Here is a 20,140-nt window from a genome sequence, read left to right as displayed (position 1 = left end):
GAATGCCCGAGTATGTGACCAGCGCAGCGGTTTAGCCAGCACCTTCGGGCATTTGCAGCCCGGCCAGCAGGGCTGCGAAGGCATTGGCCATCGCCGAGCTCGAGGCCTCGCGGCGCACCAGCCACACCGCGGTCATGGCCTCCTCGTCCAGCAGGGTGCGGTACACCACGCCCTCGATGCGCATGCGTTGGAACGAGGCCGGCAGCACCGACACCCCAAGCCCCGCCGAGACCAGCCCGATGATGGTCATCGCCTCGCCGGCTTCCTGGGCGAAATGCGGGCTGAAACCGGCCTGGCGCGCCAGGCTCAGCAACTGCGCATGCAAGCCGCTGCCATAGCTGCGCGGGAAGAACACGAACGGCTCATGGGCCAGCGCCTGCATGTAGATCCCCTGCTCGCTGCCTGCCGCCAGCGGGTGCGAGGCGTTGAGCACGGCCACCAGCGGTTCGCGGAACAGCTCAGTGCAAAGAATGCCTTCGGGCAGCGGCATCGGCCGCATCAGGCCCACTTCGATGGACTCGTCGTACACCGCCTCCACCACGTCGCGGCTGCTCATTTCCTTGAGGTTCAGGTGCACCGAGGGGAAGCGTTGGCGGAAGGCGTGGATCGCCTGGGGAATGCGCGAAGTGAAAGGCGCCGAGGAGGTGAAGCCGATCTTCATCTCGCCCAGCTCCCCCAACTGCGCACGACGCGCCACGTCGGCGGCCTTGTCTACCTGCGCCAACACTTGGCGCGCCTCATCCAGGAACAACCGGCCGGCTTCGCTGAGCTCGACCCGACGGTTGGTGCGCTCGAACAAGCGCGCCCCCAGCTCCTGCTCCAGCGCCTGGATCTGCTGGCTCAGGGGCGGCTGCGAAATCCCCAGTTGCTGGGCCGCGCGACCGAAATGCAGTTCCTCGGCCACGGCGATGAAGTAACGCAGGTGGCGCAGTTCCATTATCAGCCTCTCAATAGGTCGTAAAACGTCTTAAACAGGTCGAACAATATATTGGATCTAATAATTAGCCAGCTATATGATTTTTCAATCGCAGCACCGGCCCCCGCGCCCGAGGTACCCATCCGTGAGATCTGCCGTCGCCCCCCTGCCCGCCGAACCCGACCCCGTCTGCAACGACAGCTGGATCGAAAAAGGCACCCCCGCCTTCATGAAGACCGTGCTGGCCCTGTTCAGCGGCGGCTTCGCCACCTTTGCCCTGCTGTACTGCGTGCAGCCGATGATGCCGCTGCTGTCGCAGGAGTTCGCCATCAACGCGGCGCAAAGCAGCCTGGTGCTGTCGGTGGCCACCGCCATGCTGGCCATCGGTTTGCTGATTACCGGGCCGGTTTCCGACCGTATCGGGCGCAAGCCGGTGATGGTCTTTGCCTTGGCCAGCGCAGCCCTGGCCACGCTGGCCAGTGCAGTGATGCCGAGCTGGGAGCTGGTGCTGGCCACCCGCGCGCTGGTGGGGTTGTCGCTGAGCGGCCTGGCGGCGGTGGCGATGACCTACCTCAGTGAGGAGATACACCCGCAGCACATCGGCCTGGCCATGGGCCTGTACATTGGCGGCAACGCCATTGGCGGTATGAGCGGGCGGCTGATCACCGGCGTGCTGATCGACTTCGTCAGCTGGCACACGGCGATGCTGGTGATTGGCGGCCTGGCCCTGGCGGCAGCGCTGGTGTTCTGGAAGGTGCTGCCCGAGTCGCGCAACTTCCGCCCCCAGGCACTGAACCCGCGCAGCCTGCTGGACGGTTTCACCCAGCACTTCAAGGATGCCGGCCTGCCCTGGCTGTTCCTTGAAGCCTTCTTGCTGATGGGCGCCTTCGTCACCCTGTTCAACTACATCGGCTACCGCCTGCTGGCCGGCCCTTATCACATGAACCAGGCGCTGGTTGGCTTGCTGTCGGTGGTATACCTGTCGGGCATCTACAGTTCGGCACAGGTGGGTGCGCTGGCCGACAAGCTGGGCCGGCGCAAGGTGTTCTGGGCGAGCATCCTGGTGATGAGCGGCGGTCTGCTGCTGACCCTGGCCAGCCCCCTGGCGATGATCATCGTCGGCATGCTGGTGTTCACCTTCGGCTTTTTCGGCGCGCACTCGGTGGCCAGCAGTTGGATCGGCCGGCGGGCATTGAAGGCCAAGGGGCAGGCCTCGTCGCTGTACCTGTTCTGCTACTACGCGGGGTCGAGTGTGGCGGGCACCGCTGGCGGGATGTTCTGGCACCAATGGGGCTGGAACGGCATCGGCTTGTTCATTGGCAGCTTGCTGGCTGTGGCGTTGCTGGTGGCGCTGCACCTTAGCCGGTTGCCACCCAAGGTCGCCTGAGGGGCCAAATCGCCGGCAAGCCGGCTCCTACACGGATCTCTGTAGGAGCCGGCTTGCCGGCGATCTGGTTTTTGGATCAGTTGATGATTTCGACGATATCCACATCCACCTCACGGCTCATCAGGTGCTTCTCCACCTCGCCGGTCAGCTTGACCTTGGTCTTTTCGTTGAACGGGGTCGGCGGCAGGTCTTCGTTGTCGATCTCGACGGTGATGGTGCCGGTGTTGTCCTTGAACTCGTACTTGTCGTCGTTGTTGATCTTCTTGGTCACGTAGCCCTGCAGCACCACCGGGGTGTCATCGGCGGCGCCGTTGGCGGCGGCAACGGTGGTCACCGACTGGGCGCCTGGGCCGGTATAGCCGGCAGCCAGGGCGGCGGTGCTGAACAGCGGGGCGAGAATCAGGGACAGGTAACGGGCTTTCATGGGGATCGGGTCCTGTTTGCGTTTTGATGGGGCCAGATTACCGACGATCGCTGAATTCAAACTTAATGCGACAAAAAAGCCCGGCACTTGGCCGGGCTTCTGAAGCAGACGTGAATTACTGGTGATACTGCGCCGACAACTCGTGCACAGCATTGATGAACACGCCGGCGTGTTCCGGGTCGACTTCCGGGGTAATGCCGTGACCGAGGTTGAACACATGGCCGGTGCCCTGGCCATAGCTGGCCAGGATGCGCGCAACTTCCTTGCGGATGGCTTCGGGCTTGGCGTACAGCACGGTCGGGTCCATGTTGCCCTGCAGGGCCACCTTGTCACCGACGCGGCGGCGGGCGTCGCCGATTTCGCAGGTCCAGTCCAGGCCCAGTGCATCGGCGCCAGCTTCGGCGATGCTTTCCAGCCACAGGCCGCCGTTCTTGGTGAAGAGAATGACCGGCACCTTGCGCCCTTCGTGCTCGCGGATCAGCCCGCTGACGATCTTGCGCATGTAGCTGAGCGAAAACTCCTGATACGCCGCCGCCGATAGGTTGCCGCCCCAAGTGTCGAAGATCTGCACCGCTTGTGCGCCGGCAAGGATCTGCCCGTTGAGGTAGCTGGTAACCGACTGGGCGAGCTTGTCCAGCAACAGGTGCAGGGCCTCGGGGTTGTCGTAGGCCATGGCCTTGGTCTTGCGAAAATCCTTCGACGAGCCGCCTTCGACCATGTAAGTGGCAAGGGTCCAGGGGCTGCCGGAGAAGCCGATCAGCGGCACGCGACCGTTGAGCTCGCGGCGGATGGTGCTGACGGCGTCCATCACATAGCCCAGGTCTTTTTGCGGGTCGGGGATCGGCAGCGCCTCGATGTCGGCCAAGGTGCTGATGACCTTCTTGAAGCGCGGGCCTTCGCCGGTTTCGAAGTACAGGCCCTGGCCCATGGCATCAGGGATGGTGAGGATGTCCGAGAACAGGATCGCCGCGTCCAGCGGGTAGCGCTCCAGCGGCTGCAGGGTGACCTCGCAGGCGAACTGCGGGTTCATGCACAGGCTCATGAAGTCGCCGGCCTTGGCGCGGCTGGCACGGTACTCCGGCAGGTAGCGGCCGGCCTGGCGCATCATCCAGACCGGGGTGACGTCTACGGGTTGCTTGAGCAGCGCACGCAGGAAACGATCGTTCTTCAGGGCAGTCATGTCGGCATCCGGAAAAAAAGTGCGGGCATTTTCTCAGACGCCAGCGCAAAAGGCACGGCCATGGCCATGCGTTTTGTCTATTGGGTGCCACAGGTCAAACGATTTTGTATACAAAAAAGTACTGCTGGGGCCGCTTCGCGACCCTTCGCGGCACAAGGCCGCTCCTACAGAGGATCGCATTCTCCTGTAGGAGCGGCCTTGTGCCGCGAAAGGGCCGCAAAGCGGCCCCAACAATCCATCAGACTTCCAGGTAGTCCAGAATACCTTCAGCGGCGTTGCGCCCTTCGAAGATAGCCGTCACCACCAGGTCCGAACCGCGCACCATGTCGCCACCCGCAAACACTTTCGGGTTGCTGGTCTGGTGCTTGAATTTGGCCTTCTCCGGTGCCACCACGCGGCCCTGGCTGTCCAGCTGGATACCATGCTGCTCGAACCACGGCGCCGGGCTTGGGCGGAATCCGAAGGCAATCACCACGGCGTCGGCCGGCAGGATCTCTTCGGAGCCCGGGATCGGCTCGGGGCTACGGCGGCCACGGGCATCCGGCTCGCCGAGACGGGTCTCGACCACCTTCACGCCTTCGACCTTGTCCTCGCCGACGATGGCGATGGGCTGGCGGTTGTAGAGGAACTTCACGCCCTCTTCCTTGGCGTTCTTCACCTCTTTGCGCGAGCCCGGCATGTTGGCCTCGTCGCGGCGATAGGCGCAGGTCACCGACTTGGCGCCCTGGCGGATCGAGGTGCGGTTGCAGTCCATCGCGGTGTCACCACCACCCAGCACAACGACCTTCTTGCCCTGCATGTCGACGAAGTCTTCCGGCGACTTTTCAAAGCCCAGGTTGCGGTTGACGTTGGCGATCAGGAAGTCCAGCGCGTCGTGCACGCCTGGCAGGTCTTCACCGGGGAAGCCGCCCTTCATGTAGGTATAGGTACCCATGCCCATGAACACGGCGTCGTACTCGGCGAGCAGCTGTTCCATGCTGATGTCCTTGCCCACCTCGGTGTTCAGGCGGAACTCGATGCCCATGCCGGTGAACACTTCACGGCGGTTGCTGAGCACGGTCTTTTCCAGCTTGAACTCGGGGATGCCGAAGGTCAGCAGGCCGCCGATCTCGGGGTTCTTGTCGAACACCACCGGGGTTACGCCGCCACGCACCAGTACGTCAGCACAGCCCAGGCCCGCGGGGCCGGCGCCGATGATGGCGACGCGCTTGCCGGTGGGCTTGACCTTGGACATGTCCGGGCGCCAGCCCATAGCGAAGGCGGTGTCGGTGATGTACTTCTCCACCGAGCCGATGGTTACCGCGCCAAAGCCGTCGTTCAGGGTGCAGGCACCTTCACACAGGCGGTCTTGCGGGCACACGCGGCCGCACACTTCCGGCAGGGTGTTGGTCTGGTGCGAAAGCTCCGCCGCAGCCAGGATGTTGCCCTCGGACACCAGCTTCAGCCAGTTGGGGATGAAATTGTGTACCGGGCACTTCCATTCGCAGTACGGGTTGCCGCAGCCCAGGCAGCGGTGTGCCTGCTCGACGGACTGCTGCGGCTTGAAGGGTTCGTAGATCTCGACGAACTCCTTCTTGCGCTGGCGCAGCAGCTTTTTCTTCGGGTCCTTGCGGCCCACTTCGATGAACTGGAAGTCGTTGTTCAGACGTTCAGCCATTTTTCAAAACCTCTTAACAGCAGCTGCAAGCTAAAAGCTGCAAGCCGCAAGACGATCACTTAAGCCGGACGGGCCCCGCGCACGGGGCCTGCCACTTGCAGCTGCTTTTACTGCGGGTTGGCACGGGTGCTGGACAGCAGTTGCTTGAGGTTGGCCGCCTTGGGCTTGACCAGCCAGAAGCGCCGCACGTAGTCGTCCAGGTTGTCGAAGAGCTCACGCCCCCACGCGCTGCCGGTTTCTTCGACGTACTCGCCCAGGACCCGCGCCAGGTGGCTGCGGTAGGCCTCCATCGCCTCACCACTGATGCGCTGGATTTCCACCAGCTCATGGTTGAGTTTGTCGACGAAGGTGTTGTCCATGTCGAGCACGTAGGCGAAGCCGCCAGTCATGCCAGAACCGAAGTTGTAACCGGTCTTGCCCAGAACGCAGACAAAGCCGCCGGTCATGTATTCACAGCAGTGATCGCCGGTGCCCTCGACCACAGCGTGGGCGCCGGAGTTACGTACAGCGAAGCGCTCGCCAGCGGTACCGGCGGCGAACAGCCTGCCGCCAGTGGCGCCGTACAGGCAGGTGTTGCCGACGATGGCGCTGTGCTGGGTTTCGAACGGGCTGCCGGCCGGTGGCACGATGGTCACTTTGCCGCCGGTCATGCCCTTGCCGACGTAGTCGTTGGCGTCGCCTTCCAGGTGCAGGTTCAGGCCACCGGCGTTCCACACGCCGAAGCTCTGCCCGGCAGTGCCCTTGAAGCGGAAGGTGATCGGCTTGGCGGCCATGCCCTGGTTGCCGTACAGCTTGGCGATTTCGCCAGAGATACGGGCACCGATGGAACGGTCGCAGTTACAGATGTCGAGGCTGAACTCGCCACCGGCCTGGTCGCGGATGGCCGGCAGGGCCATCTCGACCATTTTCTCGGCCAGCTCGCCCTTGTCGAACGGCGGGTTCTTGTCCACTTCGCAGAACTGCGGCTTGTCGGCCGGAATGTGCGAGCTGCCCAGCAGCGGCGACAAGTCGAGGTACTGCTGGCGCTCGGTGTCACCTGGCAGTACGTCGAGCAGGTCGGTGCGGCCGATCAGCTCGCCGAGGCTGCGCACGCCCAGCTTGGCCAGCCACTCGCGGGTCTCTTCGGCGACGAAGGTGAAGAAGTTGATCACCATGTCGACGGTGCCGATGTAGTGGTCCTTGCGCAGCTTGTCGTTCTGGGTGGCAACGCCGGTGGCGCAGTTGTTCAGGTGGCAGATGCGCAGGTACTTGCAGCCCAGGGCGATCATAGGCGCGGTGCCGAAGCCGAAGCTCTCGGCGCCGAGAATGGCTGCCTTGATCACGTCCAGGCCGGTTTTCAGGCCGCCGTCGGTCTGTACCCGCACCTTGCCGCGCAGGTCGTTGCCGCGCAGGGTCTGGTGGGTTTCGGCCAGGCCCAGCTCCCACGGGGCGCCGGCGTACTTGATCGAGGTCAGCGGCGAAGCGCCGGTGCCGCCGTCGTAGCCGGAGATGGTGATCAGGTCAGCGTAAGCCTTGGCAACGCCTGCGGCGATGGTGCCGACGCCGGCTTCTGCCACCAGCTTGACCGAGACCAGCGCCTGCGGGTTGACCTGCTTGAGGTCGTAGATCAGCTGGGCCAGGTCTTCGATCGAGTAGATGTCGTGGTGCGGCGGTGGCGAGATCAGAGTCACGCCCGGTACCGCATAGCGCAGCTTGGCGATCAGGCCGTTGACCTTGCCACCTGGCAGCTGGCCGCCTTCGCCGGGCTTGGCGCCCTGGGCAACCTTGATCTGCAGCACTTCGGCGTTGACCAGGTATTCCGGGGTCACGCCAAAGCGGCCGGTGGCCACCTGCTTGATCTTCGAGCTGCGGATGGTGCCGTAGCGCGACGGGTCTTCACCGCCCTCACCGGAGTTGGAGCGCGCGCCCAGGCGATTCATCGCCTCGGCCAGGGCTTCGTGGGCTTCTGGCGACAACGCACCCAGCGAAATGCCAGCGGAGTCGAAGCGCTTGAGGATGGCCTCCAGCGGCTCGACCTGCTCCAGCGGCAGGGCCTGGTCGGCCACCTTGACCTTGAGCAGGTCGCGGATCATCGACACCGGGCGCTGGTCGACCAGCGTGGTGTATTCCTTGAACTTGGCGTAGTCGCCCTGCTGCACGGCGGCCTGCAGGGTGTTGACCACATCCGGGTTGTAGGCGTGGTATTCGCCACCGTGGACGAACTTCAGCAGGCCACCTTGCTGGATCGGCTTGCGCGCGCTCCAGGCTTCGGCGGCCAGCAGCTTCTGGTCGCTCTCAAGATCGACGAAGCGTGCGCCCTTGATGCGGCTGGACACGCCCTTGAAGCTCAGGCCGACCACTTCTTCGGCCAGGCCAATGGCTTCGAACAGCTGCGCGCCACGGTACGAGGCGATGGTGGAGATACCCATCTTCGACAGGATCTTCAGCAGGCCCTTGGAGATGCCTTTGCGGTAGTACTTGAAGACTTCGTCCAGATCGCCCAGCACTTCGCCGGTGCGGATCAGGTCGGCCAGCACTTCGTAGGCCAGGTACGGGTAGACGGCCGAGGCGCCGAAGCCCAGCAGCACGGCGAAGTGGTGCGGGTCGCGGGCGGTAGCGGTCTCGACCAGGATGTTGCTGTCGCAGCGCAGGCCCTGCTCGGTGAGGCGGTGGTGCACCGCGCCGACGGCCAGCGACGCATGCACCGGCAGCTTGCCCGGGGCGATGTAGCGGTCGCTCAGCACCAGCTGGGTCTTGCCGCCGCGCACGGCTTCTTCAGCCTGGTCGGCGATGTTGCGTACGGCCGCTTCGAGGCCGAGGCTCTCGTCGTAGTTGAGGTCGATCAGTTGACGGTCGAAACCTTCGCGCTCCAGGTTCATCAGCGAGCGCCACTTGGCGGGCGAGATGACTGGCGAGCTGAGGATCACCCGCGAGGCGTGCTCGGGGGATTCCTGGAAGATGTTGCGCTCGGCGCCCAGGCAGATTTCCAGCGACATCACGATCGCTTCGCGCAGCGGGTCGATCGGCGGGTTGGTCACCTGGGCGAACTGCTGGCGGAAGAAGTCGTACGGCGAACGCACGCGCTGCGACAACACGGCCATCGGCGTGTCGTCCCCCATCGAGCCGACCGCTTCCTGGCCCTGCTCACCCAGTGGGCGCAGCACCTGGTCGCGCTCCTCGAAGGTGACCTGGAACATCTTCATGTATTGCTTGAGCTGGTCGGCGTCGTAGCTGGCCACGCCCTGGTCGTCGGTCAGGGTCGCCTGGATGCGCGTGGCGTGCTGGCGCAGCCAGCGCTTGTACGGGTGGCGCGACTTCAGGCGGTTGTCGATGGCGTCGGTGTCGAGGACCTGGCCGGTCTCGGTGTCGACGGCGAGGATCTGGCCAGGGCCGACACGACCCTTGGCGACCACTTCATCAGGCTGGTAGCCCCAAACGCCGATTTCCGAGGCGATGGTGATGTAGCCGTTGGTGGTGGTCACCCAACGTGCCGGACGCAGGCCGTTGCGGTCGAGCAGGCACACCGCGTGGCGGCCTTCGGTCATGACGATACCGGCCGGGCCGTCCCACGGCTCCATGTGCATGGAGTTGTACTCGTAGAAGGCGCGCAGGTCGGCGTCCATGGTCTCGACGTTCTGCCAGGCTGGCGGTACCAGCATGCGCACGCCGCGGAACAGGTCGATGCCGCCGGTGACCATCAGCTCGAGCATGTTGTCCATGCTCGAGGAGTCGGAACCGACGCGGTTGACCAGCGGGCCGAGCTCTTCGAGGTCGGGGATCTGGTCGTTGGCGAACTTGGTGCGACGGGCCATGGCCCAGTTGCGGTTGCCGGTGATGGTGTTGATTTCGCCGTTGTGGGCGAGGAAGCGGAACGGCTGGGCCAGCGGCCATTTCGGCAGGGTGTTGGTGGAGAAGCGCTGGTGGAACACGCAGATCGCGGTTTGCAGGCGCTCGTCACCGAGGTCCGGATAGAAGGCCGCCAGATCGCGCGGCATCATCAGGCCTTTGTAGATGATGGTCTTGTGCGAGAAGCTGCAGATGTAGTGGTCGGCGTCATGGGCGTTGGCCACGGACGAACGGCGACGGGCACTGAACAGCTTGATGGCGAATTCCTGATCGCTCAGGCCTTCGGCGCCGATGAACACCTGTTCGATCTGCGGCAGACGCTCAAGTGCCAGGCGGCCGAGCACGCTGGTGTCGATCGGGACTTTGCGCCAGCCGACCAGCTTGAGGCCGGCGTTGACGATCTCGCGGTCCATGTTGGCGCGGGCGGCTTCGGCTTTGACCGGGTCCTGGTTGAAGAACACCATGCCAACGGCGTACTGCTTGGGCAGTTCGACGGCAAAATGTTCCTGGGCCACGGCACGCAGGAATTGATCGGGCTTCTGCATGAGCAGACCGCAACCGTCACCGGTCTTGCCGTCGGCGTTGATACCGCCGCGGTGGGTCATGCAGGTCAGGGCCTGCATGGCGGTTTGCAGAAGGTGGTGACTTGGCTCGCCCGTCATATGGGCGATCAGGCCAAAACCACAGTTGTCCTTGAATTCTTCGGGATGGTACAGACCTGTTTTCATAGACACTTTCTCACCAGGTTCGCCCCTCAGCCGGAGGCAAATCTCTTTTTTAACAACCACTTACCATCCACGCCGATCAAACGCCAGCTTTTTTGCGGTGGCCATGGAAAACCATTGTTGCACAGGGACAGCGACGCCCACAAATTTTCATGTCTCGCCATTGAAAATTTATGTCGCAATTTTGAATGTTTTTGCGCCATGCGCCGTGATAGCGGCTTGGCTCGAGTCTGAAGCGTTTCAGCCATGACTGCAACAGAGGGCTTGTGGCCGGCAGTCTGGGACAGAAAAGCCTGCCGCGCTCAGGCGCAGCAGGCTAGTTGAAAAGCTGGAAGTCGCTCGGCAACTGGGCGGCGGGGTGATGCCGCCCGGAAGGTATCAGCGGGCCGTGGCCAGCTCTTGTTGGACGCTGCCGACGGTTCGTGGCCAAGGTTTACCAGCCTGGACCTTGGCTGGCAAGTTCTTGATTGCCGCAGCGGCTGCGTCGCGGTTGGCGAAATTGCCGTAAGTGACCACGTAAAGCGGCTTGCCCTGGAGGTTCTTGCGGAAGTAGCGATAGTCGCCACCCTGTGCCTTGACGAAGGCCTGGGCCGACGCCTCGGAGCTGGTGCCGAAGATCTGCACCACGTAATTACCGGCTTTTTGCCCGGCGTACCAGCTGCTGTTGCCAGCGCCGCCGGCGGCCGGTTTTTCGGCTGGCTTGGCAGTGGCGACCTGGGTCGGTGCCGCAGCCGGCTTGGCAGGCGCAACCGGCTTGGCTGGCTGGGTTGCGACAGGCTTTTGCACAGGCGCAACCGGAGCGTTGGTCACTGGCTGGGCCGGTGCCGGCGCAACGCTGGCCGTGGCCCCCTGTGGCGGCGCGATGGTGGTCACGGTTGGCGGCACAGCGGCTGATGGCGCTGCCGGCTGCAGTGCAGTGTTGCCCGCAGGGCTTGCCTCTTCGCCATCCCCCATGCCAGCGGCTTGCGCCAGCGGTTCGCGCATTACCGGCTGCGACTGGCCGACCAGCGGCAGCGGCATCGGCTGCGACGAGCCAGAGAACTCGATGTTCGGCGCCGCACCACCTTGCTGGCCCAAGGGCAGCTGGGCCTGGGCGGCAGGCGCCTCGGTAGGTGCCTTGTCGCCCTTCTTCGGCATCAGCACCGCAGCACCAACGGCGACCACGACCACAGCGGACAGCGCAAGCACGTGTTTCTTAGGCATTTTGAACCCCATGGATGGTCGCTTGGCCGTGGTCCGGCTGGCGATCATGGCTTCGATCAAGGTATCGCGAGCGACCTGGTTGATGGTGCCAGGCCACCCGTCGGAGTTTTCGTGGATGTCGACGATCTGTTCGCGGGTGAACACCTCGATGCCCCGGCCTGCACCATCCAGGCGCTGCTCCAGGTACTCGCGGGTTTCTTCCTCGCTGTAAGGCGCAAGCTCGATGATGTGGAAGCGCTCTTCCTCGATGCTGAGCTCATCGAGCCCGGCGATCAGCGAAGGCTCACCGAACAGGAACACGTGCGGACGGCCTTCGGCCACGCCCGCCGCCAACTCCAGCAACGCTTGGAGTGCCGACTCGTCGAGTTGTTCCGCATCGTCCACCAGCAAATAGACTTCCTGGCCGGTCAGCGCCAGCTGCACCACCTGCGACAGGATCGCCTGTACTTCGGGCTGCGCCACGTTCAGCGACTGGGCCACCTGCCCGAGCACGCTGGCGGCATCGGCAGCACCACGGGCGGACACCACCACGCTTTGCACCGACTGCTTGTTGGTGCTGGCCACCAACGCCTGGCGCAGCAAGGTCTTGCCACTGCCCACGGGGCCGGTGACCACCAGCATCAGCTGGCTGTAGCGCGCCAGGTGATGCAGTTGGCCCAGCACCGGCTTGCGCTGGGCCGGGAAGAACTTGAAGCCCGGCACCCGCGGGGCGAACGGGTCGTGGGTCAGTTGATAATGTTCGAGGAACGCCTCATCGGCATGCAGAGTGCTCATTGCGTTGTCACAACCTCAAAGCTGGGCCACGATCGCGCGGTAATCCGCCGCCAGCGTGGCCTGAAGAATCTCTTTCGGATAGTCGTCGGTGACGACGGCCTCGCCCATCTGGCGCAGCAGCACCAGGCGCAGGCGGCCATCGAGCACTTTCTTGTCGACCGCCATGTGCTCCATGAAATGCGCCGGGGTCATTTCCTGTGGTGGCACCACCGGCAATCCTGCGTCCTGCAGCAGGCGAATTGCGCGATCACGCCCGGCCTGGTCGATCCAGCCCAGGCGCATGGACATCTCCAGGGCCATCACCGTACCTGCCGACACGGCCTCGCCATGCAGCCAGACGCCATAGCCCATGTGGGTCTCGATGGCGTGGCCGAAGGTGTGGCCGAGGTTGAGGGTGGCACGCACCCCCGACTCGCGCTCATCGGCGCCCACCACTGCCGCTTTGGCAGCGCAGGAACGGCGGATGGCTTCGGTCAGGGCAGCAGGCTCCAGCGAACGCAGGGCCTGCATGTTGTCTTCGAGCCAGCCAAGGAACGGCTCGTCGCAGATCAGCCCGTACTTGATCACTTCGGCAAGCCCGGCGGACAGTTCACGCGCAGGCAGTGTTTTCAGGCTGGTGGTGTCGATGAGTACGGCGTTGGGCTGGTAAAAAGCCCCGACCATGTTCTTGCCCAGCGGGTGGTTGATGCCAGTCTTGCCGCCCACCGACGAGTCCACCTGGGACAACAACGTGGTCGGCACCTGGATGAAGTCCACACCGCGCTGGTAGCAGGCCGCAGCAAAACCGGCCATGTCGCCGATTACCCCGCCACCAAGGGCGACCACGGTGGTGCGGCGGTCGTGGCGGGCGGTCAGCAGCCCGTCGAAGATCAGTTGCAGGGTTTCCCAGTTCTTGTGGGCTTCGCCGTCCGGCAGGATCACCGGCTGCACCGAGTAGGCACCCAGGGTCTTGCTCAGGCGTTCGAGATACAGAGGCGCGACGGTTTCGTTGGAAACGATGGCCACCTGCCGGCCGCGGATGTGCGGCGCCAGCAGTTCGGGCTGGTCCAGCAGGCCTTCGCCAATGTAGATGGGGTAGCTGCGCTCGCCCAGGTCGACCTTCAGTGTCTGCATGTATCCCCACAATGTACTTGGGCGCGGTGCCGACGGTGCGGCGCCGCGCGGTGACGTTCAACCCCGCCCCGGCGTTGGTCGCCGAGGATAGACCCCGGCTTAGCGGGGCGGCAACTTCTGCAAACGCTCGAGAATGTCGAGCACCACCATGCGCGGTGGCCGTTCGTCGGTTTCTACCACCAGGTCGGCGATTTCCCGGTAAAGCGGGTCGCGCGCCTCGAGCAGGGCGCGCAGGGTGGCCTCCGGGTTGGCGGTGCGCAGCAAGGGCCGATTGCGGTCACGGGCAGTGCGCCCGACCTGCTGCTCGACGGAGGCGTGCAGGTAGATTACCCGCCCGCCAGCATGCAGCGCTGCGCGGTTGGCTTCGCGCATCACCGCGCCACCACCGGTGGCCAGCACCACGCCATCGAGCGCGCTGAGCTCGGCGATCATCGCCTGCTCACGGTCACGGAAGCCCGGCTCGCCTTCCTTGTCGAAGATCCACGGGATATTGGCGCCGGACCGCAGTTCGATTTCCTTGTCGGAATCTTTGAACAACAGGCGCAGCTCTTTGGCCAACAGGCGCCCGATGGTGCTTTTACCAGCGCCCATGGGCCCTACAAGTATCAAATTTCGCACAGAATCAACGACTCACAGCAATCGCCTGGTCATTCATGATACGCGGAGTCAGGAAGACCAGCAGCTCGGATTTTTTCTCTTGTAATGCATCGCGTCGAAACAGCCGCCCAACATACGGCAGATCGCCGAAAAATGGCACCTTATCCACCACTTTGTTCTGCGACGTCGAGTACACGCCACCAATCACAATGGTTTCGCCATCGGCCACCCGCACCTTGGCATTGACCTCGTTCTTGCGGATCGGCGGGACGTTGTTCAGGGCATTGACGAAGTCAGGCTCGTCCTTGGTCACCCGCACCTCCATGACCACCTTGCCGTCGGGGGTGATCTGCGGCGTCACCTCCAGCGACAGCGAGGCCTCGCGAAAGGAAATCGAGGTGGCGCCGCTTTTGGTGGTTTCCTGGTACGGCACCTCGGTGCCCTTGATGATGCGCGCGGTTTCCTTGTCGGCGGTGACCACCTTGGGTTGCGAGATGATCTCGCCATGGCCGCTCTTCTCCATGGCGCTCAGCTCCAGATCCAGCAGGATATCGCTGCGCAGCAACCCCACACCAACACCTGACGTAGCCCGCTCCACCCCCAGGTCGACGAACAGTTCATGGCCCAGGCGGGCATTCCCCCCATACAACTGACGCCCCCAGCGCACCCCAAGGACTTTTTCGTAATCCACCCCAGCTTCGACGATGCGCGCTTCGATCATTACCTGACGAACGGGCACATCCAGCCTCGCCACCAGCTCGCGCAGCTCGGCCAACCGGCCTGGCGGCTGTACCACCACCAGCGTGTTGGTCCGCGCGTCCACGCCGACACTGCCGCGCACGGCGAAAACACTCTCGTCGGCCAGGCTGGCCAGCAACAGTTCGGCCAATTCGCTGGCATTGGCGTGATGGATGGCCAGCAGTTCCCGCTGCAACGGCGCCTGCTCCAGCTCCACACCCTGCCCGGCCAGCTCGGCAAGCGGCGCCACCACCATCACCGAGCCTTCCATGCGCCGGCCCAGCCCCTTGCTGCGCAGCACCAGGTCGAGCGCCTGCTCCCAGGGCACCGACTCCAGGCGCAAAGTAATGCGGCCCTGCACCGTATCGCTGGCCACCAGGTTGATGCCGGCAAAATCGGCCATCACCTGCAACACTGAACGAACTTCGACATCCTGAAAATTCAGCGACATCGGCTCACCCTTCTTAGGCGCTGCCTGCGCCGGGTAGATCGCCATCAGCAACACCGACATCCAGACTATTGCCAGTTTCATCCTCACCATCCATGCCCTCTCCACGCGCGCCCTTCCCGAGCGCCAGATACCGGAGGCGCTGCTGCCAGCCTCCGGCCATGTACAAGCGCTCGCGCACTTCCATGCGTTGCTCGTCGATACGCACCACTACCCCTTCGTCACGGCCCAGCCGCTGCCCCTCGCTGACTCGGTGCAGGTGCCCGGCCACAGACACCAGCGCCTGATATCGCCCGGCAGTAGACAGGCTGCCGACCATTTTCATCTGCTCCAGCGGAACCCGCCCCAGCCCATCCGCGCTCGGCCCGCTGGACCAGGGCTGGAAGGGGTCGAACGCGCTGCTGGCCAAAGGAGGGCGCGAAGGTTCGTCGGCAAGCGAAGGCGGCACGGGCAGCGGCTCGCCAGCGTGATAGGCGTGTACGCGCAATTGCGCACGCACCAGCCCGGGCTTGCCGATCACCTGCCCCAGGTTGAGCTGGGCAACCTGCAGCAAACGCAACTGTTGCTGCCACTGCTCAAGCCAACCTCGTAACGCGGGATAGTGGCCAAGCACCCGGATATCCAGCGGCACCCGCCGATAAGCCGCCGTCGACTGGCCCTCCTGCAGCACTTCGATGTGCTCGAAGAGCAAGCCGTGCTCATGCCCGGACACCGCCAACTGCTCGAGCAGCTCGCTCATGCCTTCGCCGGCATCCAACCGCCAGCGGGTTTCCTGCAACTGCAAGCGGGCACTTGCCAAGGCGGCACGCTCAGGCTCGAGCCCGGCAACCTCGGCCTCGCGCGTCGCCATTACCTGCAATGCATCGCGCGCCTGCTCACCGGCACGCCGATAGGCACTTTGCGTTTCTCGCAAAGCAGCGAACCAGCCAAGCAGCATGATCAAAAGCACCGCAAGCAGTATGGCCAGTACCCGCAACAGCCTTGAGCGGGTAGCCAGTGACTGCCAGTCGAAAGAAAGTACAGGGGTCATGACCAGCCCGCCGACAGTTCGGCAGTGATCAAGAAAGCATCCCCGGCAGCCTCATGACGCAGGAACACCAGTTCCAGCCCACTCAGTACCTGCATGGCCTCCAGATCGCGCATCAACTGGGCTACTACCGCAGCCGAGGCCGCCAACCCGGCCAGCCGCAGGCGCCCGTTCTCAAGATTCAGCTCGGTAAATCGGGCGCCGTCGGGCATGGCTTTTTCCAAACCCTGGAACAGACTGACAAGCGTCGCCTGGCCAGCCCTCAACTGCATCAGTGCCGCCTGTTGCTGCTGCAAGGCCTCGCGTTCGTTACGCAACTCAGTGACGGTTAGCTGCTGGCTATCGAAGTGATTCAATTGCACCTGATACAGCGCGGTAGCTGCGACCTGCTGCGCCAGCCGCGCGCGGGCCAGTTGATCGAGCAGCAGCAGGCCAGCCAACGCCAACACACAACTGCCAACCAGCATCATGCAAAAGTGCCGCAGCACCTGGGCGCGTCGCCGTTCGCGCCACGGCATCAGGTTCAGACGCACCATCACCGCAGCCCACCCATTGCCAGCCCGCAAGCCAATGCCATCGCGGCGCTCGAGAACCCGGCCGGGAGATTAGCCAAAGGCAACGCCACAACCCGACAGCTGACCCCCGACTGCTCACTCAGCCGCCTGGCTGTTGCGGCATCGGCGGCAACGCCGCTAAGCACCAATTCATCGATTTTGTCGCCGTTCAATTGCAGCAAGCCCGACACCGCTTCGCACCACTGTCCAGATGCGGCCAACGGCAGGTGCTGACGCTGGGGCAGTTGGTCAGGCTGCCAGCGATGCAACACCAGCTCTTCACGCTCCATCTGCAACAGCGCCACGCCAACCGAGGGCGCAGGCCCCAGCACCCGCCGCAAGGCAAAGCTGTCGACCTCCACGGCCACCAGTTCAAGGCCGGCCTCGGCAAACTGTTGCTCGAGCGGGTCGAGCTGGCTCTGGCGGCATGCCGCGACCAATACATCGACAGCTTCGGGTTGGCTTGCCGAGGGCTGCAGCACCTGGAAGTCCAGGGCAAGGTCATCAAGGGGGAACGGGAACAGTTGGCCAGCCTCTGCCAGCAACTGGGTTTCGATCGCCTGCGCACATGCCCCTTGCGGCACCTGGCAGACCTTGCAGATCACCTGAGAGGCCGGTAGCGCCACGGCCACCTGCCGCTGACGGGTCGCACACCGGCGGTGGGCCTGGCGCAGCGCGTTCACCATCGGGTCCGGGCCGCCGGGCCGCGGCAACTCGAGTTTCTCGCATGCCCAACCGATAACCCGATATTGGCCGGCCTGCTGGCGAGCCTGCATCATTCTTATGCCGCCAGAGGTGATTTCCACCCCCAGCAGTGAACCGGCATCCCTGCCAAAACGTCCAAGCATGGCTATTCCTTCGTGGCCGCCCGAAAGCCGCGCCGTTGCGGCACGGACGGTCAAGGCAGCAGCCCGGCCGGTCACCCGGCGGGGCGAAAAATGCTTATAATGCCCAGCGATTTTTCCCTGTCCGCTGGCCCCGCGTGCAATCCACCCCTCAACCTGGACACCCAAAAGCCTTGATACGCCTGCTGAAGTTCTTCTGGTGGTCTTTCGTCGCAGTCATCTGCGCGCTCGTACTCGGTGTGAGCGGTGCGTTTCTGTATCTTAGCCCCAACCTCCCGTCGGTCGATTCGCTCAGAAGCGTCCAGTTGCAAATCCCCCTGAGGGTGTACAGCAGCGACGGCAAGCTGATTGCCGAGTTCGGCGAAATGCGCCGCTCGCCGATCAAGTTCCAGGAAATTCCCCCACAGTTCATTCAGGCGCTTCTGTCGGCTGAGGACGACAATTTCCTCAACCACTACGGTGTCGACCCCAGCAGCCTGATGCGTGCGGCCACGCAACTGGTCAAGTCCGGGCATATCCAGAGCGGCGGCAGCACCATCACCATGCAGGTGGCGAAGAACTTCTTCCTCTCCAGCGAACGCAGTTTCTCGCGCAAGACCAACGAAATCCTGCTGGCCCTGCAGATCGAGCGCGAACTGACCAAGGACGAAATCCTCGAGCTGTACGTCAACAAGATTTACCTGGGCAACCGCGCCTACGGCATCGACGCAGCCGCACAGGTGTACTACGGCAAGTCGATCCGCGACGTGAGCCTGGCGCAGATGGCCATGATCGCCGGCCTGCCAAAAGCGCCGTCGCGCTTCAACCCGCTGGCCAACCCGGTACGCGCCAAGGAGCGCCGCGACTGGATCCTGGGGCGCATGTACAAGCTCGGCAAGATCGACGAAGCCAGCTACCAGGCGGCCCTCGCCGAGCCGCTGAACGCCAGCTACCACGTGCCGGCACCGGAAGTGAACGCGCCTTACGTTGCCGAAATGGCCCGCGCCGAGATGGTTGGCCGCTACGGCAGCGAGGCCTACACCGAGGGCTTCCGGGTCACTACCACGGTGCCGAGCGACATGCAGCAGATGGCCAACAGCGCCGTGCTCAACGGTCTGTCCGAATACGACGAACGCCACGGCTACCGCGGCCCGGAGTCGCGCTTCCCGGGCAAGACCCGCGCTGCCTGGCTGCAGGAGCTGGGCAAGCAGCGCCCACTCGGCGGCCTGGAACCGGCCATCGTCACCCAGGTCGAGAAAACCGGCCTCAAGGTCATGACCCGCGCCGGCCTTGAAGAAACCGTGGCCTGGGACACCATGAAGTGGGCCCGCCCCTACCTGAACAGCAACTCGCAGGGCCGCGCGCCGCAATCGCCGGCCGATGTGGCCCAGGTCGGCGACCTGGTACGCCTGCAGCGCCTGGACGACGGCAAGCTCAAGTTCAGCCAGGTACCGGGCGCCCAGAGCGCACTGGTCACCCTCGACCCGTCCGACGGCGCAATCCGCGCGCTGGTGGGCGGCTTCTCGTTCGAGCAGAGCAACTACAACCGCGCCATGCAGGCCAAGCGCCAGCCGGGCTCGAGCTTCAAGCCGTTCGTCTACAGCGCAGCACTGGACAGCGGCTACACCGCCGCCAGCCTGGTCAACGATGCGCCGATCGTGTTCGTCGACGAGTACCTGGACAAGGTCTGGCGGCCAAAGAACGACACCAACACCTTCCTCGGCCCGATCCGCATGCGCGAGGCGCTGTACAAGTCGCGCAACCTGGTGTCGATCCGCCTGCTGCAGGCCATGGGCGTAGACCGCACCATCGACTACATCGCCAAGTTCGGCTTCAACAAGCAGGACCTGCCGCGCAACCTGTCACTGGCCTTGGGCACCGCCACCCTGACGCCGATGGAAATCGCCACGGGCTGGAGCACCTTTGCCAACGGCGGCTACAAGATCAACCCGTACCTGATCCAGCGTATCGAGAGCCGTAACGGCGAAACCCTGTTCACCGCCAACCCGGCGCGGGTACCGCAGGGCAACCAGGACCAGGCCGGCCTTGCCGCGCCCGAACAGCCGATCAGCGTCGCGGCGATGCCAGGCGAGGCGCCGTCGGCCCTGGGCCAGACCGCCCCGGCACCACAGGCACCGGCGGTGGCCGAGCAAATCGTCGACGGCCGCACCACCTACATCCTCACCAGCATGCTGCAGGATGTGATCAAGCGCGGTACCGGACGCCGCGCCCTGGCCCTGGGCCGTGGCGACCTGGCGGGCAAGACCGGCACCACCAACGAGTCCAAGGATGCCTGGTTCTCCGGCTACAACGCCGACTACGTCACCACGGTGTGGGTGGGCTTCGACCAGCCGGAAACCCTCGGCCGGCGCGAGTACGGCGGTACCGTTGCGCTGCCGATCTGGATGAACTTCATGGGCCCGGCGCTCAAGGGCAAGCCCGAGCATGCCCCGGCCGAACCCGAAGGCATCCTCAGCCTGCGCGTCGACCCGGTCAGCGGCCGCGCCGCCACGCCGAGCACGCCGAACGCCTACTTCGAGCTGTTCAAGGCCGAAGACTCGCCACCGTCGGTGGATGAACTGGGCAACGGAGCAGCACCGGGCAGCCCGCTGCCGGCGGATGAAGCGGCGCCGATGGACTTGTTCTGAGCAGGGACTCCTGGCGCGTCGCACCTGATAAGCAGAATGGTCTTACAACAACAAAAAAGCCCCGGCTCTCACAAGCCGGGGCTTTTGCATGACGCTACGG

At 64.2% G+C, this 20,140-nt stretch carries 14 protein-coding genes; 2 read left to right on the top strand and 12 right to left on the bottom strand.

Features of this window, described 5'->3' with window-relative positions; all coding sequences use genetic code 11:
• Positions 1–31: 31 nt before the first annotated feature.
• Positions 32–937, bottom strand: coding sequence for a LysR family transcriptional regulator (locus KSS93_RS03755; protein WP_217887208.1), 906 nt, complete (start codon positions 935–937; stop codon positions 32–34).
• Between the two features lie 124 nt (positions 938–1,061).
• Between KSS93_RS03755 and KSS93_RS03750 the strand changes: the two genes are divergently transcribed.
• Positions 1,062–2,303 carry an MFS transporter gene (locus KSS93_RS03750; RefSeq protein WP_217887207.1) on the top strand — a complete coding sequence of 414 codons (1,242 nt, stop codon included), beginning with the start codon at positions 1,062–1,064 and terminating at the stop codon, positions 2,301–2,303.
• Positions 2,304–2,379: 76 nt separating this feature from the next.
• Here the strand turns inward: KSS93_RS03750 and KSS93_RS03745 are convergent, their stop codons facing one another.
• The 11 genes from KSS93_RS03745 to pilM form a co-directional block, all read right to left on the bottom strand.
• On the bottom strand, positions 2,380–2,727 hold the full coding sequence (locus KSS93_RS03745) for a NirD/YgiW/YdeI family stress tolerance protein (RefSeq protein ID WP_217887206.1): 348 nt from the start codon (positions 2,725–2,727) through the stop codon (positions 2,380–2,382).
• Positions 2,728–2,842: 115 nt separating this feature from the next.
• Positions 2,843–3,907, bottom strand: a complete 1,065-nt coding sequence (gene hemE / locus KSS93_RS03740; protein WP_217887205.1) for a uroporphyrinogen decarboxylase — start codon at positions 3,905–3,907, stop codon at positions 2,843–2,845.
• Positions 3,908–4,145: 238 nt separating this feature from the next.
• A complete protein-coding gene (locus tag KSS93_RS03735; protein WP_217887204.1) occupies positions 4,146–5,564 on the bottom strand; it encodes an FAD-dependent oxidoreductase in 1,419 nt (472 codons plus the stop codon).
• A 107-nt stretch (positions 5,565–5,671) separates the two neighbouring features.
• Positions 5,672–10,117: a glutamate synthase large subunit gene (gene gltB, locus KSS93_RS03730; RefSeq protein WP_217887203.1), complete on the bottom strand. Its 4,446-nt coding sequence runs from the start codon at positions 10,115–10,117 to the stop codon at positions 5,672–5,674.
• A gap of 375 nt (positions 10,118–10,492) precedes the next feature.
• Positions 10,493–12,091 carry an AAA family ATPase gene (locus tag KSS93_RS03725; RefSeq protein ID WP_217887202.1) on the bottom strand — a complete coding sequence of 533 codons (1,599 nt, stop codon included), beginning with the start codon at positions 12,089–12,091 and terminating at the stop codon, positions 10,493–10,495.
• 15 nt (positions 12,092–12,106) lie between these two features.
• Positions 12,107–13,204, bottom strand: coding sequence for a 3-dehydroquinate synthase (gene aroB, locus KSS93_RS03720; protein WP_217887201.1), 1,098 nt, complete (start codon positions 13,202–13,204; stop codon positions 12,107–12,109).
• A gap of 99 nt (positions 13,205–13,303) precedes the next feature.
• Entirely contained in the window at positions 13,304–13,822 is a 519-nt protein-coding gene (gene aroK / locus KSS93_RS03715) for a shikimate kinase AroK (RefSeq protein ID WP_217840759.1), read from the bottom strand.
• A gap of 4 nt (positions 13,823–13,826) precedes the next feature.
• Positions 13,827–15,050, bottom strand: coding sequence for a type IV pilus secretin PilQ (locus KSS93_RS03710; RefSeq protein WP_437182117.1), 1,224 nt, complete (start codon positions 15,048–15,050; stop codon positions 13,827–13,829).
• Positions 15,004–16,017, bottom strand: coding sequence for a pilus assembly protein PilP (locus KSS93_RS03705; protein ID WP_217887199.1), 1,014 nt, complete (start codon positions 16,015–16,017; stop codon positions 15,004–15,006). The genes KSS93_RS03710 and KSS93_RS03705 overlap by 47 nt, the downstream gene beginning before the upstream one ends.
• Complete coding sequence (locus tag KSS93_RS03700) at positions 16,014–16,550, bottom strand: PilN domain-containing protein (protein ID WP_217887198.1); 537 nt, start codon at positions 16,548–16,550, stop codon at positions 16,014–16,016. The genes KSS93_RS03705 and KSS93_RS03700 overlap by 4 nt, the downstream gene beginning before the upstream one ends.
• Positions 16,550–17,470 (bottom strand): type IV pilus biogenesis protein PilM, encoded by a 921-nt coding sequence (gene pilM, locus KSS93_RS03695; protein ID WP_217887197.1) that lies wholly within the window; start codon positions 17,468–17,470, stop codon positions 16,550–16,552. Before pilM ends, KSS93_RS03700 begins: the two co-directional genes overlap by 1 nt.
• Before the next feature lie 119 nt (positions 17,471–17,589).
• Between pilM and KSS93_RS03690 the strand changes: the two genes are divergently transcribed.
• Positions 17,590–20,040 carry a penicillin-binding protein 1A gene (locus KSS93_RS03690; protein WP_437182116.1) on the top strand — a complete coding sequence of 817 codons (2,451 nt, stop codon included), beginning with the start codon at positions 17,590–17,592 and terminating at the stop codon, positions 20,038–20,040.
• Positions 20,041–20,140: the final 100 nt, after the last annotated feature.

This window comes from Pseudomonas xanthosomatis (assembly GCF_019139835.1).
GTDB classification, from domain to species: domain Bacteria; phylum Pseudomonadota; class Gammaproteobacteria; order Pseudomonadales; family Pseudomonadaceae; genus Aquipseudomonas; species Aquipseudomonas fakonensis.
Note: the sequence above shows the minus strand (reverse complement) of the source record. Positions and strands in the feature narration are given on the sequence as shown.